Raw genomic sequence first — 15,884 nt, forward strand, 5'->3', positions numbered from 1 at the left:
GAATTAAAACGTAATTCATTGACATGAGTTACTTACTTCCGATAAATCGTTTTCTGGCCGAAGCCAGATGTATCGATTCATCGCCCCGTAAGCACCCACACATATTGCTTGATCGAATTTTTAAACAACTCAGTTGAGCGCTAGGCCCTAACTGCGGGACGCGTATTCTACACATCCGGGCTGCTGAAGCAAGTGCTTTTTTGCAGCTTTTTTCGAGGTTTTCGCAGCGGCTCGAGAGCCTCTTTCCAACCTCGCGAAACCGCTTCCGGTTCCGCTTGAAGGGGCGCGCATTATAGCGACCTCCTCAACCCTGACAAGCTCTTTTTTGGAGCTTTTTTCGGAAGAGGAAAGCGCCGCTAAAAGCTGCTCTTTCATCTCTCGAAGGGTTGCCAGGAACCCCTCTGGAAGCCTTCAGACTCCCCTCGAAGTGGCGCGCATTATAGCGACCTCTTCGACCTTGGCAAGCTCTTTTTTGAAGAAATTTTCTCAAGAAAATCAATCACTTGGAGCTGCCGTCTCGCCGTTCACTCAACGACGAGGGCGCGAACTATACGGGCTGATGCGGCGCTCTGCAAGCCCTTTTTTGGGCCTGTGGCAGATTTCCCTCCTCCGGGGAATCATCGAGACCTCTTTGGCCTACTGAAGACCTTCTGGCCTCCTGCCGGTCGTAGAACCCAAGTTCACGCTCCCGCTCTTTAACTTTAGTGTCACAGGGCATGAATACCAAATAACTTGGGCTTAACTTTGGTCGTCTTTCGTATCTTCCACCTTTTCCCCCGATTCGCCGGCTGCCGCCGCCTGTTTCGCCTCGGCGCGGGGGGTGTGGAAGCGCCGCCAGAACCACAGCGCCGGACCGGAGGCGGTGTAGAGCACAGCCAGCGTCAACAGAACCCGAGGAGGGTCAATGGTCACAAGACTGAAAATCAGGATAACGGCCAGCATCATCACAAAGGGCACGCGCCCCTTGAAGTCCAGCTTCTTGAAACTCGTATAACGGAAGTTGGACACCATCAACAGACCGGCGATCATGGTCACCACGGCAGCGATCACGGCCAGAGCCGGCCCTACCTCTGCGTCGTGGCCGGCCCAGACCATACTGGCGACAATGGCGGCTGCGGTCGGGCTGGCCAGGCCGATAAAGACGCCCTTGTCGACGGTGTCCACCTGGGTGTTGAAGCGGGCCAGTCGCAGCGCTGCGCAGGCCGCATACAGGAAGGCCGCCGCCCAGCCGAACTTGCCGAGATGCCCAAACGCCCAGCTGAAGACCACCAGCGACGGCGCCAGTCCAAAGGACACCATGTCCGATAGGGAATCGTACTGCACACCGAATGCGCTCTGCGTATCGGTCAGCCGTGCCACGCGACCATCCAGCCCGTCCAGAATCATGGCGACAAAAATAGCGATGGCGGCGGCCTCAAAATTGCCGTTCATACCGGCGATAATCGCGTAGAAACCGCTGAACAGGGCGCCGGTGGTAATCAGATTCGGCAGCAGATATACACCGCGCGCGCGTACCTTCTTGCCGCTGGCCGAAACCTCTTCTTCGATATGCTCATCGACGGGCAGGCGAATCTCCTCGGCGGATGCTTGCGCTTCGGCTGCGGATTTCTTGTCTTCCCCTTTGTCGCTCATATTTTCTCCGTTAATGCGTTGTGCAGCCGGCGAGTGTAACGCCATTGGCGATCCTGCGCACAGAACAAAAAAAAGCGGCGGAGTCTCCCCCGCCGCTTTTTTGATTATCGTCGACTGATCAGCTGTTGCCTTCGGTCTTGTCGATAATCTTATTGGCCTTGATCCACGGCATCATTGCGCGCAATTTGGCGCCCACCTGCTCGATCTGGTGCTCGGCACCGATGCGGCGCTCCGCTTTCAGACGGGGCTGGCCGGCGAGGGACTCCAACATAAAGTCCTTGGCGAACTTGCCGGTCTGGATATCTTTCAGCACCCGCTTCATCTCGGCCTTGGTCTCTTCGGTTACGACGCGTGGGCCGGTGACATAGTCGCCGTACTCAGCGGTGTTGGAAATAGAATAGCGCATGTCAGCGATGCCGCCCTGATACATCAGGTCGACAATCAGCTTCAGCTCGTGCAGACATTCAAAATACGCCATCTCCGGCGCGTAACCCGCTTCAGTAAGGGTTTCGAAGCCAGCCATCACCAGTGCGGACACACCGCCACAGAGAACAGCCTGTTCACCGAACAGATCAGTTTCAGTCTCTTCGCGGAAATTGGTTTCAATGATACCGGAGCGACCGCCACCATTCGCGGAGGCGTAGGACAGCGCCAGCTCCTTGGCCTTGCCAGAAGCGTCCTGATAAACGGCGATCAGCGTCGGTACACCACCGCCTTCCAGATAGGTAGACCGAACCGTATGGCCCGGGCCTTTCGGAGCAATCATGATGACGTCCACGTCTTTGGGCGGCTCGATCAGCTCGAAGTGCACGTTAAAGCCGTGCGCAAAGGCCAGCGCAGCGCCGGACTTCAGATTCGGGGCGACTTCCTCGCGATAGACTGCAGCCTGGTACTCGTCGGGTGCCAGGATCATTACCACGTCGGCATCTTTTACCGCATCGGCAATTTCCGCCACACGCAGCCCGGCCTTCTCCGCTTTGGCCCAGGAACTGGAGCCTTTGCGCAGGCCGACAACGACATTGCCAACGCCGGAGTCTTTCAGGTTGTTGGCATGGGCGTGGCCCTGGGAGCCGTAGCCAACGATGGCCACGGTCTTCTGGCGGATCAAAGAGAGATCGCAATCTTTATCGTAAAAAACTTGCATCGTTCACTTCCTATTTCTTACTAATTCAAACACTCAAAACTTTTTCGCCGCGGGCGATACCCGACACTCCGGAGCGCACCACTTCCATAATCGTGTGCTCACCGAGGGCCTGCAAAAAAGCATCCAATTTTTCACCAGTACCAGCCACCTGCACGGTGTACATGTTGCTGGTGACATCCACTATCTGGCCGCGAAAAATATCCACGCTGCGCTTCACTTCGTCGCGTTGCGCACCGCTGGCGCGCACCTTGACCAACAGCAACTCGCGCTCGATATGCGAGCCCTCGGTGAGGTCGACCAGTTTCACCACGTCGATCAGTTTGTTCAGGTTCTTGGTGACCTGCTCGATCTTGTGATCGTCGCCGATAGTGACCATCGTCAGACGCGACAGGGTGGCGTCTTCGGTCGGCGCCACTGTCAGGCTCTCAATGTTGTAGCCGCGCTGGGAGAAGAGTCCAACCACGCGCGACAGAGCACCGGGTTCGTTTTCCATCAGAACTGAAATTATTCTGCGCATCGTCTTACTTCCTAGGTCCGCTCCGTCTTGCTCAACCACATATCCCGCATGGAGCCGTTCGGCATCACCTGCATCGGATACACATGCTCGGACGGATCGACGTAGACGTCGATAAATACCGTGCGGTCCTTGATCGCAAACGCCTCGTGCAACTTGTCGTGCAACTCTTCGCGGCGCTCGATCTTCACGCCCAGATGGCCATAGGCCTCGGCGAGCTTGACGAAGTCCGGCAGGGACTCCTCGTACACACTGTTGGACAGACGCCCTTCGTACTGCATTTCCTGCCACTGCTTTACCATACCCAGTGCCTGATTGTTCAGGCAGAGGATTTTTACCGGCAGGTGATACTGGGTGGCCGTGGACAGCTCCTGGATACACATCTGGATACTGCCCTCGCCAGTAACGCAGACCACATCCTTATCCGGGTGCGCGATCTTCACCCCCAGGGCCGCCGGCAGGCCGAAGCCCATGGTTCCGAGACCGCCGGAGTTGATCCAGCGCCGCGGCTTGTCGAACAGGTAATACTGGGCGGCAAACATCTGGTGCTGCCCCACATCGGAGGTAACGAAAGCATCGCCCTCGGTGATGTCGTAGACGGCGCGGATGACCTCCTGCGGCATGATCATTGCGCCGTCGGTCCGGTAACGGGGCGCCGTGTAGATACCGTGGCGCTCGCGCCAGTCGTCTATCTGCCGCCACCAGTCGACTATCGCGGACTGATCCGGCTGCTCTTCGGACGATTTGAGCATTTCCAGCATCTCGCTCAGCACCGATTGCACGGTACCCACGATCGGAATGTCGGCAACGATGGTCTTGGAGATCGACGCCGGATCCACATCGATATGAATGATCTTGGCACCCGGACAGAACTTGTTCGGCGTGTTGGTCACGCGATCGTCGAAACGTGCCCCCACCGCCAGAATCACATCGGCGTGGTGCATCGCCGTATTGGCTTCAAAGGTGCCGTGCATACCCAGCATGCCGAGGAAGCGCTTGTCGCTGCCAGGATAGGCGCCAAGCCCCATCAGGGTGTTCGTCACCGGGTAGTTCAATCGTTTCGCCAATTCTGTCAGCAAGCCGGCACCCTCGCCCTGTACCACGCCGCCGCCGGCATAGATCACCGGGCGCTTGGCTGACAACAGCAGCGCAATGGCCTTGCGGATCTGTCCGCTGTGCCCCTTGCCCGCCGGCGTATAGGAGCGCATGCGGAGCTTCTCCGGATAGCGATACGGGAAGCGGTCGGCCGGGTTGGTCACGTCCTTGGGTATGTCGATCACCACCGGGCCGGGCCGGCCGGTACTGGCTATATAGAAGGCCTTCTTCACCACCTCGGGAATTTCTTCGGCGTTCTTTACCAGGAAGCTGTGCTTCACGATCGGCCGTGAACAGCCGACCATGTCGGTTTCCTGGAAGGCGTCCTCACCGATCTTGTCGCTCGGCACCTGCCCGGAGATCACCACCATGGGAATGGAATCCATATAGGCGGTGGCGATGCCGGTAATCGCATTGGTTGCGCCCGGTCCCGAGGTCACCAGGACCACGCCGACTTTGCCGGTGGAACGGGAATAGCCGTCCGCCGCATGGGTAGCTCCCTGCTCATGGCGCACCAGCACGTGCTTGATGCCTTTTTGCCGAAAGATGGCATCGTAGATATGTAACGCCGAACCGCCGGGGTAGCCGAAAATCAGATCTACCCCTTCATCCTGCAGCGCGCGAACCAACATATCGCCGCCGGATAGTAATTCCACTGGAACCCCCTCATATTTCCGGTTTCGTAGGATATTCATCACTCAAGAACGGGAAAACCGCCACATGACGAGAACGTCAAAGGGCGATTGTAAAGGAAAATTGTGACAAATATCAGCCTGCAGCGTATTTTCATGCCGATTTTTAGGATAGCTTCATCGACAATGCAAAAAACGCCAACCCCGCAGGGGCACCGAAGGTGTCCGTGATGGGCTTACAGGCCTCCGCGGATGAGGAGGACCCTCTCGACAGGATCTGGCGGGCGGGTGGCCCACCGGGGGGTAGAACTGGATCCGCGGATATGCGGTGACATCTACTCGCCGAGCGAGCGATTGATTTTGCAAACTGGACCGGGACTGTCAATAGCGTTGGCCGTGGGGATTGGCGAAAGTGTTAAAACGGTTGCATGCAAAATGCACACAGACCGCTACAATGCCGGCTGGCACATACGAAATAGAACAAAGAGGGGCACCCCCATGCGCATCGCTCTCGCGATACTGATTTCCTTCCTGGCAATCTCCGCCCAAGCCGATGGTATCTACAAGTGGGTGGATGAGAACGGGGTGGTGCACTTCGGCGCGCAGCCGCCACAGAAAGAGGGCGTCGAGGTTATCCGCAAACCCAAGTCCGAGCGCTACAAGCAGTGGCAGTCGGAGCAGCAGGCAAAGAGAGCTGAGCAGGCCGCGGACGGGGCAACCTCCGTGGAGAAGGCCGTAGCGGCCGCGCCGGAAGCCCAGCAGGAGCCGCAGCAAGCCGAAGCGCTGAGCAAAGCGCAACAGGCAGTGCGCGCCCAGCGCTGCCGCATGGCACAGAACAACTTAAAGGAACTGACCACCCACGCCCGCGTACGCGAAATCGGTCAGGACGGCAAGATGCGCGTCCTGCCGGAAGAAGAGCGCCAGCAGCGCATAGCGAATATGCAGCAGGTCATGCAGGAGAATTGCTGATTCCCCGCCCGACGGCAGGCAAATTAAAAGGCGGCCCGGCAGGCCGCCCAGGGTGCCGGGTTATGCCGGCAATCTATTGCTTGGAGGGCATTAACACCCCATCAATGACGTGTACCACGCCATTGGAATTCATGATATCTGCCTGAATCACCGTGGCGGAGTTGCCCTTGGCGTCGGTGACGATCACCTTGTCGCCGTCCACCTTGAGAGTGAGCTCTTCGCCCTGAACGGTTGCGACTTTAGCGTGCCCGCCCCCCTTCTTGGTCAACTCCATAACGACCTCACCAGTCGCCTTTCCCGGCAGCACGTGATAGCCGAGAATCTTCTGCAGCTTCTGCTTGTTTTCCGGCTTAAGCAACATGTCCACCGTGCCGGCCGGAAGTGCCGCAAAGGCATCGTTGGTCGGCGCGAATACGGTGTAGGGCCCTTCACCCTTCAGCGTTTCCAGCAGTTCCGCTGCTTTTATCGCGGCCACCAGGGTGGACAAGCTTTCCGTATTTGCGGCATTTTCCGCAATCGTCTTGCTGGCATCAGCAGCCTGTAGCGATCCACAGTAAAGCGCTGTCAGCAGCAATGGTGCCAGCGCGAGTCGAGCAAAAAAAAGTTGCAAAGAACGCATGGTTCCACCTCCACAGTGAAGCTCGGGGTAAGCCGGGCGGGGAATCCGCCCGAAGTGCTTCGAACTGTCCGGCAGTATAGGGTCAGCACCCACTCTCACACAGCGCACTCCAAGGGTTCAGTGCAGACGCCTGAAGTCACTGAACCCGGGCCGTTCAGGCCTCCCCAGCCCGGTGGCTATCTGCCGACCGTTGCGATTGCGGCAATTGCTGATAGTCCCGCCCCAGATACAGATACATCGCCGGCACCACAAACAGCGTAAACAGCGTGCCGATGGTCATGCCTGTTGCCACCACCAGGCCCATCGCAAAACGCGCGCCTCCGCCTGGCCCGGCGGCAATCAATAACGGCACCATCGCCAGTACCAGCGAGGCGGTGGTCATCAACACCGGCCGCAGGCGAATTGAGGCCGCCTCCTCGATCGCCGCGCGCTTGTCCAGCCCGCCCTGCTGCAGCTTGTTGGCAAACTCCACGATCAGGATTCCGTGTTTGGAAATGACGCCGATCAACGTCACCAGGCCGACCTGCGTGTAGATGTTCAGTGTCGTGAACCCGAGACTGACAAAGATCATCGCCCCGCACACACTCATCGGCACAGTCACCAGCATAATCAGTGGATCGCGCCAGGACTCGAACTGCGCGGCCAGCACCAGATAGATCACGATCAGCGCGAAGAAAAAAGTAATCACAAGCTGCGAACCTTCGGACTTGTACTGTCGCGACTGCCCGGCGTAGTCGATGGAGTAACCCCGCGGCAGTATCTCGCGGGCGGCCGATTCGAGGACATCGAGTGCCTCGCCGAGCGTGATGCCCGGGCGCGGCACGCCGGAAATAGTCACCGCATTCAACTGTTGAAAGCGTTTCAGCTGTTGCGGTTCCACCGTCTCGCGCAAATTGACCAGTGTCGCCACCGGCACAAGGTCGCCATTGACCGCGCGAATATAGTATTGCTGCAATTGTTCCGCGGTGAGGCGATCGACACGCTCTACCTGCGGAATCACTTTGTAACTGCGGTTATCCAGCGAAAAACGATTGGTGTAGGCACCTGACAGCATCGCCCCCAGATCGCGACTGAGATCCGCCATGCTCACGCCCATCGCCGCCGCCTTGTCGCGATCTATCTCTATCTCGACCTTCGGCTTGTCGATCTTCAAATCGGAGTCGACGAAAATGAATTTCCGGCTGGCCAGTGCTCGTGCCACGATTTCGTCGGAAACTCGGGCGAGGTTTTCCATCGGTTCGGTAGCGCCGATCACAAATTCGACCGGCAGGCGCCCACCAGCCGTTGGCAGGCTTGGCGGAACCACCACGGCAACTTTCAGGCCGGCAATTTCCGCGACCTCTTCACTGATGATGGCCTGCATCTCCGCCGTGTCCTTGTCGCGCTCGTTCCACGAGTCCAGCACGAAGCCGGCGATCGCACTGTTGCTGGCATTACCGGCACCACCCACGCCATTGAGCAGAAAAATGTTTTCAACTTCGCTGTGTCGCTCGGCGATCTCGTTCAGCTGGCCAGTGTACTGTTCCAGGTAGTCAATCGTGGCATAGGCGTCGGCGGAGGAAATCGTCAACACAAAACCGCGGTCTTCTTTCGGCTCCAGCTCGCTCGGCGAGGTGACAAACAGGAAATAGCAGCTGACCAGCACGATGACACCGAAGATCAATATCACCAGCCGATCATCCAGGGCATTGTGCAGCCGGCGCTGGTAGCCCTTGCGCAACCGCTCGAACTTGCTCTCGAGCCAGTTCTCCAGTCTGGAACCTCCATCGCCGTCATACGGGCGCAGAATCTTGGATGCCATCATCGGCGACAGCGTCAAAGCCACCACCCCCGACAACAGCACGGCGCCGGCCAGAGAGAAGGCAAATTCCACAAACAGAGTGCCGGTAAGCCCGCCGAGAAAACCGATCGGCAGATAAACCGCGATCAATGTCGTGGTCATGGCTACGACCGGCCACGCCAGCTCACGAGCGCCGACAATGGCCGCCTCTTTCGGCGCCATCCCCTCTTCGATGTGGCGATGGACGTTCTCCAGTACGATGATCGCGTCGTCCACCACGATGCCGATGGCCAGTACCATACTGAGCAGGGTCAGGAGATTGATGGAGAACCCCATCAGTAGCATCAGGAACAATGCACCCACCAGCGACAGCGGTACGGCGATGGCCGGTATCAATACGCTGCGCAACGAGCCGAGAAACAGATAGATGACCAGAATGACGATCAGTACCGCCTCGACGATGGTCTTTACCACTTCGTCGATGGAGTCCTGAATATACTCGGTGCTGTCGTAGGGAATTTCACCGATCATGCCCCGCGGCAGCTGCGGGAAGATTTCCCCTTCCAGTTTTTTCCGCACTACCCGGATGACATCGAGGGCATTCGCGTCCGGCGCCACCTCTATGGCAAAAAAGGTTGCCGAGCGCCCATTGAAGGTGACTGAAGTGTCGTAGGACTCCGAGCCCAGCTCCACCTCCGCCACGTCGCCGAGGCGGACCAGGCGATCGCCATCGGCTCGCACCACCAGCCGTCGGAATGCATCCGCCGTGGCGATATCCGTATTGGCCCTGATCTCCATCGCCACCCGCGACCCCTTGGTGGCGCCGACCGCGGACAACACGTTGTTGTCACGCAACGCCTCACTCACATCTGCCGGCGTCACTTGCTGCGCGGCCATCTGTGCCGGCTTGAGCCAGATGCGCATCGCAAAGGTACGATTGCCGAGCAGGCGTGCGCGCTGCACGCCGGGAATGGTGGATAATTTCGGCTGCACCACACGGGTCAGGTAATCGGTGATCTGATTGTTATCCAGTATCTCCGATGAGAATGACAGATACATCGCTGCGGTAGTCTGCCCCACCGCCATATCGACACTGGAATCTTCCGACTCCTCCGGCAACTCGCTGCGCAAGCGGTTGACCTTTGCCACCACCTGGGTGAGCACTTCGTTGGGGTCGTAATCGAAACTCACATAGGCCTGAATGGTGGAAACCCCCTGCACGCTGGTAGACACCATGTAGTCGATACCATCGGCGGTGGCGATTTCCTGCTCCAGCGGCGTGGTGATAAATCCCTGCACCAGATCGGAATCGGCGCCGACATAGACGGTGGTAACCGTGATCACCGCATTTTCCAGCTCCGGATATTGGCGCACATTCAGCTCCGTGGCCGCGCGCAGACCGAGCAGGAAGATAAACAGGCTGACCACTGTTGCCAGTACCGGCCTGCGAATAAAGATCTCAGTGAAATTCACGACTGGCCCCGCCCGACACTAGCTGTTATCCGGTTCGGGATAGGCATTGGCGGGAGGCTTGTTCTCATTGTTGATGATCACCGCGCCATCATTGCGCAACTTGAGCAGCCCGCTGCTGGCGACCACTTCGCCGGCGCTAACCCCCTGTAGGATTTCCACCAGGTCGCCGCGCTCCTCACCGGTCTTGACGAATCGCTTGCTGGAAACGTAGCCGTCGCCCTGTTCGTTTTCTTCCAGCACGAATACGGCGTTGCCATAGGGCGAGAAGATCAGCGCCGTGCGTGGGATCACCAGCAGCCGGCGACGGGCATCGATTTCCACCGCCACATCGGCGTACATACCCGGGTGCAGATCCTTATCGGGGTTGTCCAGCGTTGCCTGAACGAGGAAATTACGACTGGCGCTATCCACCCGCGGATCTATCGCCGTGATACGTCCGCGGTACTCCTTGCCGGGAAAGGCATCCGTCGTCAGGGTTACCGGCAGATCGGGAACGATGCTGGCGAAATGGCGCTCCGGCAGCGAGAAATCGACAAAGATGGGGGCCAGCTGCTGCAGCGACACCACCGCCTCGCCGGGGCTCACGTTCTGCCCCAGGTCAATACGGCGAATTCCCAGCACGCCGCTGAAAGGAGCGGTGATGCGGCGCTTGGCAACCGTGGCACGCTGTACTTCCAGATTGGCGAGCACCTGATCCAGCGCGCTGCGCGTATTGTCCAGATCTGCGTCGGTGGTGACGCCTCTCTTATGCAGCGCTTTGATGCGCTCGTGATTACGCCGCGCGAGTCTCAACTCCGCCTCTAGCACCTGCAATTCCGCCTTCTCCGGTTCCGCCGCTATCTCGACCAGCAACTCGCCCTTGTCAACGGGCTGGCCCGACTGGAAATGAATCGCACTGACCACGCCCTGTGCCTCAGTGGTGACCTCGACACCGTTCACCGCGCGCAAAGTACCCACGGCGGACAGGTTTTCCTGCCAGGTCTGCCGCTCGACGGTCGCGGAGGTAACTGTCGCCGCCGGCAGCGGCATGCTGTCGAATGCCCTGTTCATCATGTGGCGACCAAACATCTTGAACGCAAAGATACCGCCGAACAGCAGCAGGCAGCCGACCAGCATTAACAGCATGCGTTTGTTCAGAATTCCGCCCGAATCAGACACAGGGTCAATCCATTGAATGACAGCTTGAATTTCCTCCCGCCCATCCCGGCCTATGGATGAGCCGCGGCACCAAGGCACTTTTGCCGAACAATACAGTTCAGTTTATGAAGAAAAGCGCATGTATGTGCGCGCCCTGCCGCACTATTGCACGCGGATTGGCGCGAATCCCCTGTTGGTAAAACCTGCTTGATCAAGCCGTTCGGCGGGACAATAGGGACGAGTGCGGGGCGCCTGCAGAAGCGGACGCCCCGCGTATACGGGGAGGATTAGCGGAATACGGGCTTGTCGCCTTCGAGCTCCGCGTGAATGGTGTCGCCGGGCGCAAACTTGCCCGCCAGCACATCCTGCGCCAGCGGGTTCTCCAGCCACATCTGGATCGCACGCTTCAGTGGGCGGGCGCCGTATACCGGATCGAAGCCCACTTCCGCCAGCTTGTCGAGCAGCGGCTCCGCCACCTCGAGTTTCAGGTCGCGCTCCGCCAGGCGCCTGCGCAGGTGATCCAGCTGGATGGCGGCAATGGAACGCACTTCCGCCTTGTTCAGTGGGTGGAACACCACCACTTCATCGATGCGGTTGATGAATTCCGGACGGAAATGCTGGCCGACCACTTCCATCACCGCGTTTTTCATCTGCCGGTAATGAATTTCCGCATCCACCTCATCGTCGTCGCGGCTGCCGGCGAATTTCTGGATCAGGTCGGACCCCAGGTTGGAGGTCATCACCACGACCGTGTTGCGGAAATCCACGGTGCGGCCCTGGCCGTCCGTCAGGCGCCCGTCGTCCAGCACCTGCAACAGGATATTGAAGACGTCCGGATGGGCCTTTTCCACCTCGTCGAGCAGCACCACCGAGTAGGGCTTACGGCGCACGGCCTCGGTGAGGTAACCGCCCTCCTCGTAACCGACGTAACCGGGCGGAGCGCCGATCAGGCGGGCCACCGAGTGCTTCTCCATAAATTCCGACATATCGATGCGCACCATCGCATCCTCGGTGTCGAACAGGAACTGGGCCAGCGCCTTACACAGCTCGGTCTTGCCCACCCCAGTTGGGCCGAGGAACAGGAAGGAACCATTGGGACGATTCGGGTCGGCGAGCCCGGCGCGCGAGCGGCGCACGGCATTCGCCACCGCTTCCACTGCCTCGCCCTGCCCGATGACGCGCCGGTGCAGCTCACCTTCCATGCGCAGCAGTTTTTCCCGCTCGCCCTCGAGCATTTTCGACACCGGAATACCGGTCCAGCGCGACACCACTTCCGCCACTTCCTCATCGGTGACACGATTGCGCAGCAGGCGCGGCTCCTCACTGGTCTCGGCAGTGGCGGCGGACTTCAGTTGCTGCTCCAGCTGGGGAATGACGCCGTACTGCAGCTCCGACATACGCGTTAGATCCCCGGCGCGACGCGCGGCCTCCATATCCAGTTTGGCCTGCTCCAGTTTTTCCTTGACGTCGTGGCTGCCGGCGAGCTGGGCTTTTTCCGCCTTCCAGACTTCCTCGAGATCCGAGTACTCCTTCTCCAGCTGGTGGATTTCTTCTTCGAGTTTGGCCAGGCGTTTCTTGGCCGCTTCGTCGTCCTTGTCTTTCTTCAGTGCCTCGCGCTCGATCTTCAGCTGGATCAGGCGCCGGTCGAGCTTGTCCATCGCCTCGGGTTTGGAGTCGATTTCCATGCGGATACGACTCGCCGCCTCATCGATCAGGTCGATGGCCTTGTCCGGCAACTGACGGTCGGTGATATAGCGCTGCGACAGTTTGGTCGCGGCGATAATCGCGGAGTCGGTGATATCCACACCGTGGTGGACTTCGTAGCGCTCCTTGAGGCCGCGCAAAATCGCGATGGTGTCCTCTTCGGTGGGCTCGTCCACCAGTACCTTCTGGAAGCGGCGTTCCAGCGCCGCATCCTTCTCGATATATTTGCGGTACTCGTCTAGCGTGGTGGCGCCGACGCAGTGCAGCTCTCCGCGCGCCAGTGCCGGCTTGAGCATGTTGCCGGCGTCCATCGCGCCCTCGGCCTTGCCGGCGCCGACCATGGTGTGCAGCTCGTCGATAAACAGGATGATGCGCCCTTCCTGTTTGGAAAGCTCGTTCAATACCGCTTTCAGGCGCTCCTCGAATTCGCCGCGGAACTTGGCGCCGGCAAGCAGGGCGCCGAGATCCAGCGACAGTAAGCGCTTGTCTTTCAGGCCTTCCGGTACTTCGCCGTTGACAATACGCTGCGCCAGGCCTTCGACAATCGCGGTCTTGCCGACGCCGGGCTCGCCGATCAGCACCGGGTTGTTCTTGGTGCGCCGCTGCAATACCTGAATCGTGCGACGGATTTCATCGTCGCGACCGATGACCGGATCCAGCTTGCCGGAAACCGCGCGCTCGGTCAGATCCAGGGTGTACTTGTCCAGCGCCTGGCGCGCCTCTTCCGCGTTGGGATCGTCGATTTTTTCCTCGCCGCGAACCTTCTTGATCGCCTCCTGCAGGTGATTGAGGTCGCCGTTGGCGTTCAGAATCTTGGCAATCTCTCCGGCTGCGGAATCGAAGGCGGCCAACAGCACCGTCTCACTGGAGATAAAACTGTCGCCGTTCTGCTGCGCCTTTTTATCGGCGAGATTGAACAGCCGCGCCAATTCCTGCGACATGCCCACGTCGCCAGTAGGCGAGCTGATGGTGGGCAGGCTGTCGAGTCTCTTGGCCAGATCGTTGCGCAGCCCGTTGAGATTAAAGCCCGCCTGGGAAAGAAAGGCCGGCACGCTGCCATTGTTCTGATTCAGCAGTGCCAGCAATACATGCTCGGGATAAATCTGGTTGTGGTCGCGCCCAACGGCCAGGGACTGCGCATCGGCAATCGCGGCCTGCAGCGGGTTTGTCATTCTGTCTATACGCATGGACGAAACCTCTCCTCCTCGCATAACTATTGAAGCGATATGTGGTGGCGCCGATTTGGCGCCAGACATTCAGTGTAGTGTTGCGGAATAAAATAAGGGCGGAAGGCGGGTTTTCAATGATCCAGATCAACCGGCGCGAATTTCGCGCGCCGAGCTACGGTTTCAACCAGATAAGCGATGCCATGCGACCGGTAGTTTTGTCGCGGCGGTAGGAGAAGAAACTGTCGGCCTCGGAAACAGTGCAGTGATCGCCGCCATAGATTGCATCGACGCCCAGCTGTCGCAATTCCGCACGCGCCAGCGCATAGATATCGGCAAGGAAGTGCAGGGGTTTTTCCGTGTGCGGGCGGAAGCACTGGGCGATCGCTTCGGTGTGCTCGCCATCCAGCGCATTTTCGAAAAATTCTTCCAGCACGTCGACGCCGGTTTCAAACGCGCGCGGGCCAATGGCCGGGCCCAGCCACACCAGCAGTTCACGCGGCTCGCAATCGAGCGCCGCCACGCTACTGCGCAGGATGCCACCGGCCAGCCCGCGCCAGCCGGCGTGCGCGGCGGCCACCCGGGTACCCGCCCTGTCGCAGAACAATACCGGCAGGCAGTCGGCGGTGAGTACCGCGCAGACGGCGCCGGGTTCCAAGGCAAAGCTTGCATCGGCGGTGCGCACCAGGCCGTCGGCCTGCGCTTCGACGATCTTGTCACTGTGAATCTGCTCCAGCCACTGGGGCTCGGCCGGCAGCTCCAGTTCCTGCCGTAGCTGGCGGCGATTGGCCACCACCGCCTGCTCGTCGTCGCCGACGTGCGCACCGAGATTGAAGGATGCATAGACACCCGCGCTGTGACCGCCACCGCGCAGGCTGGTGGCCGCACGCACATTCGCTGGCGCGGGCCAGTTGGGGAACAGGTAGTGGTCGCTGGACATCGATACTTTGCCTTAAGCCGAATTGGTCGGGGTGGAGCCGGTGAAAACACTCGCGCTGCGCCATCGGGTGGTTGGCGCGGCCGCACAGATTAACGTTGGCGGTCCGCACGCAACAGCGCGAGCAGTTGCAGCATATCCGCGGGCATCGGCGCGCACCAGTGCATTTCCTCGCCGCTCTCCGGGTGTATCAGCGCCAGTTCGGCCGCGTGCAGGGCCTGACGCGGAAACTGCTGCAGGGCGCCGATCAGTTCTGCGGACGCGTCGCGAGGCAGTTTCGGGCGGCCACCGTATAGCGGATCGCCCACCAGCGGGTGGCGGATATGCGCCATATGCACGCGAATCTGGTGCGTGCGGCCGGTCTCGAGCTTGCAGCGCAGCAGTGTATGGGCGGGAAAGCGCTCCTGTACCCGGTAGTGAGTGATCGCTTCCTTACCGCCAAAGTCCAGCACCGCCATCTTCAGGCGGTTCTGCCGGTGGCGCCCGATCGGGGCGTCGACGGTACCACCGGCGGTGATCTGCCCCTGCACCAGGGCGTCGTACTGGCGGCTGACACTGCGCTCCTTGAGCTGGTCCACCAGGCTGGTTTGGGCCGGCAGTGTCTTGGCCACCACCATCAGGCCGCTGGTATCCTTGTCCAGCCGGTGCACTATGCCCGCGCGCGGGATTTTGTCCAGATGCGGGCAGTGATGCAGCAGGCCGTTCAGCAGCGTGCTGTCCGGGTTGCCGGCCGCCGGGTGCACCACCAGGCCCGCCGGCTTGTTGAGCACCAGCAGGCTGGCGTCTTCAAAGAGGATATCCAGGTCCAGGGCCTGGGCGCGCCACTCCCCCTGCGGCTCCAGTTCGGCGCGCAGCCGCAGCTGCTCGCCGCCAAACAGCTTGTCTTTTGGCTTGGCCTGGGCGCCATCGACGGTCAATTGGCCGCCTTTTATCCAGGTTTGCAGGCGCGCACGGCTATAGTCGGGAATTAATTCCGCTGCGGCCTGGTCCAACCTGTGACCAGCCAGGCGGGCCGGGACTTCGATATCGAGTTCGAGATGGTCATTCATTAATCAGTTTCAAACACTTTGGGCAGCCCGGCG

General features: G+C 59.7%; 11 protein-coding genes. 1 reads left to right on the top strand and 10 read right to left on the bottom strand.

The features are described from left to right. Positions 1-738 precede the first annotated feature (738 nt). The 4 genes from pssA to BLW36_RS16190 form a co-directional block, all read right to left on the bottom strand. On the bottom strand, positions 739-1,632 hold the full coding sequence (gene pssA, locus BLW36_RS16175) for a CDP-diacylglycerol--serine O-phosphatidyltransferase (RefSeq protein ID WP_091391123.1): 894 nt from the start codon (positions 1,630-1,632) through the stop codon (positions 739-741). Positions 1,633-1,750: 118 nt separating this feature from the next. Further along, on the bottom strand, positions 1,751-2,776 hold the full coding sequence (ilvC, locus tag BLW36_RS16180; RefSeq protein WP_091391124.1) for a ketol-acid reductoisomerase: 1,026 nt from the start codon (positions 2,774-2,776) through the stop codon (positions 1,751-1,753). A gap of 25 nt (positions 2,777-2,801) precedes the next feature. After that, the gene (gene ilvN / locus BLW36_RS16185; protein ID WP_091391125.1) at positions 2,802-3,293 is read right to left on the bottom strand and encodes an acetolactate synthase small subunit; all 492 of its coding nucleotides are present in this window, start codon (positions 3,291-3,293) and stop codon (positions 2,802-2,804) included. A gap of 11 nt (positions 3,294-3,304) precedes the next feature. Beyond that, on the bottom strand, positions 3,305-5,041 hold the full coding sequence (locus tag BLW36_RS16190) for an acetolactate synthase 3 large subunit (protein WP_091391126.1): 1,737 nt from the start codon (positions 5,039-5,041) through the stop codon (positions 3,305-3,307). 474 nt (positions 5,042-5,515) lie between these two features. Between BLW36_RS16190 and BLW36_RS16195 the strand changes: the two genes are divergently transcribed. Continuing rightward, positions 5,516-5,986 carry a DUF4124 domain-containing protein gene (locus BLW36_RS16195; RefSeq protein ID WP_091391127.1) on the top strand — a complete coding sequence of 157 codons (471 nt, stop codon included), beginning with the start codon at positions 5,516-5,518 and terminating at the stop codon, positions 5,984-5,986. A 73-nt stretch (positions 5,987-6,059) separates the two neighbouring features. Here BLW36_RS16195 and BLW36_RS16200 read toward each other — a convergent pair whose 3' ends face one another. From BLW36_RS16200 to rluD, 6 genes are all read right to left on the bottom strand, one after another. Continuing rightward, positions 6,060-6,605, bottom strand: a complete 546-nt coding sequence (locus BLW36_RS16200) for a fasciclin domain-containing protein (protein ID WP_091391128.1) — start codon at positions 6,603-6,605, stop codon at positions 6,060-6,062. Between the two features lie 154 nt (positions 6,606-6,759). Beyond that, positions 6,760-9,858, bottom strand: coding sequence for an efflux RND transporter permease subunit (locus tag BLW36_RS16205; protein ID WP_091391129.1), 3,099 nt, complete (start codon positions 9,856-9,858; stop codon positions 6,760-6,762). An 18-nt stretch (positions 9,859-9,876) separates the two neighbouring features. Beyond that, entirely contained in the window at positions 9,877-11,016 is a 1,140-nt protein-coding gene (locus BLW36_RS16210) for an efflux RND transporter periplasmic adaptor subunit (protein ID WP_244506303.1), read from the bottom strand. A 266-nt stretch (positions 11,017-11,282) separates the two neighbouring features. After that, on the bottom strand, positions 11,283-13,886 hold the full coding sequence (gene clpB, locus BLW36_RS16215) for an ATP-dependent chaperone ClpB (protein WP_091391131.1): 2,604 nt from the start codon (positions 13,884-13,886) through the stop codon (positions 11,283-11,285). Positions 13,887-14,040: 154 nt separating this feature from the next. Further along, on the bottom strand, positions 14,041-14,805 hold the full coding sequence (gene pgeF, locus BLW36_RS16220) for a peptidoglycan editing factor PgeF (RefSeq protein ID WP_091391132.1): 765 nt from the start codon (positions 14,803-14,805) through the stop codon (positions 14,041-14,043). Positions 14,806-14,894: 89 nt separating this feature from the next. Further along, on the bottom strand, positions 14,895-15,851 hold the full coding sequence (gene rluD / locus BLW36_RS16225; RefSeq protein ID WP_091391133.1) for a 23S rRNA pseudouridine(1911/1915/1917) synthase RluD: 957 nt from the start codon (positions 15,849-15,851) through the stop codon (positions 14,895-14,897). Between the last annotated feature and the right edge of the window lie 33 nt (positions 15,852-15,884).

Origin of the sequence: Microbulbifer marinus (assembly GCF_900107725.1) — a bacterium.
GTDB classification, from domain to species: domain Bacteria; phylum Pseudomonadota; class Gammaproteobacteria; order Pseudomonadales; family Cellvibrionaceae; genus Microbulbifer; species Microbulbifer marinus.

Coding starts and splice junctions, on each gene's coding strand:
- ilvC (WP_091391124.1), bottom strand. CDS start 2,776: ATGCAAGTTTTTTACGATAAAGATTGCGATCTCTCTTTGATCCGCCAG.
- ilvN (WP_091391125.1), bottom strand. CDS start 3,293: ATGCGCAGAATAATTTCAGTTCTGATGGAAAACGAACCCGGTGCTCTG.
- pssA (WP_091391123.1), bottom strand. CDS start 1,632: ATGAGCGACAAAGGGGAAGACAAGAAATCCGCAGCCGAAGCGCAAGCA.
- BLW36_RS16200 (WP_091391128.1), bottom strand. CDS start 6,605: ATGCGTTCTTTGCAACTTTTTTTTGCTCGACTCGCGCTGGCACCATTG.
- clpB (WP_091391131.1), bottom strand. CDS start 13,886: ATGCGTATAGACAGAATGACAAACCCGCTGCAGGCCGCGATTGCCGAT.
- rluD (WP_091391133.1), bottom strand. CDS start 15,851: ATGAATGACCATCTCGAACTCGATATCGAAGTCCCGGCCCGCCTGGCT.
- pgeF (WP_091391132.1), bottom strand. CDS start 14,805: ATGTCCAGCGACCACTACCTGTTCCCCAACTGGCCCGCGCCAGCGAAT.
- BLW36_RS16195 (WP_091391127.1), top strand. CDS start 5,516: ATGCGCATCGCTCTCGCGATACTGATTTCCTTCCTGGCAATCTCCGCC.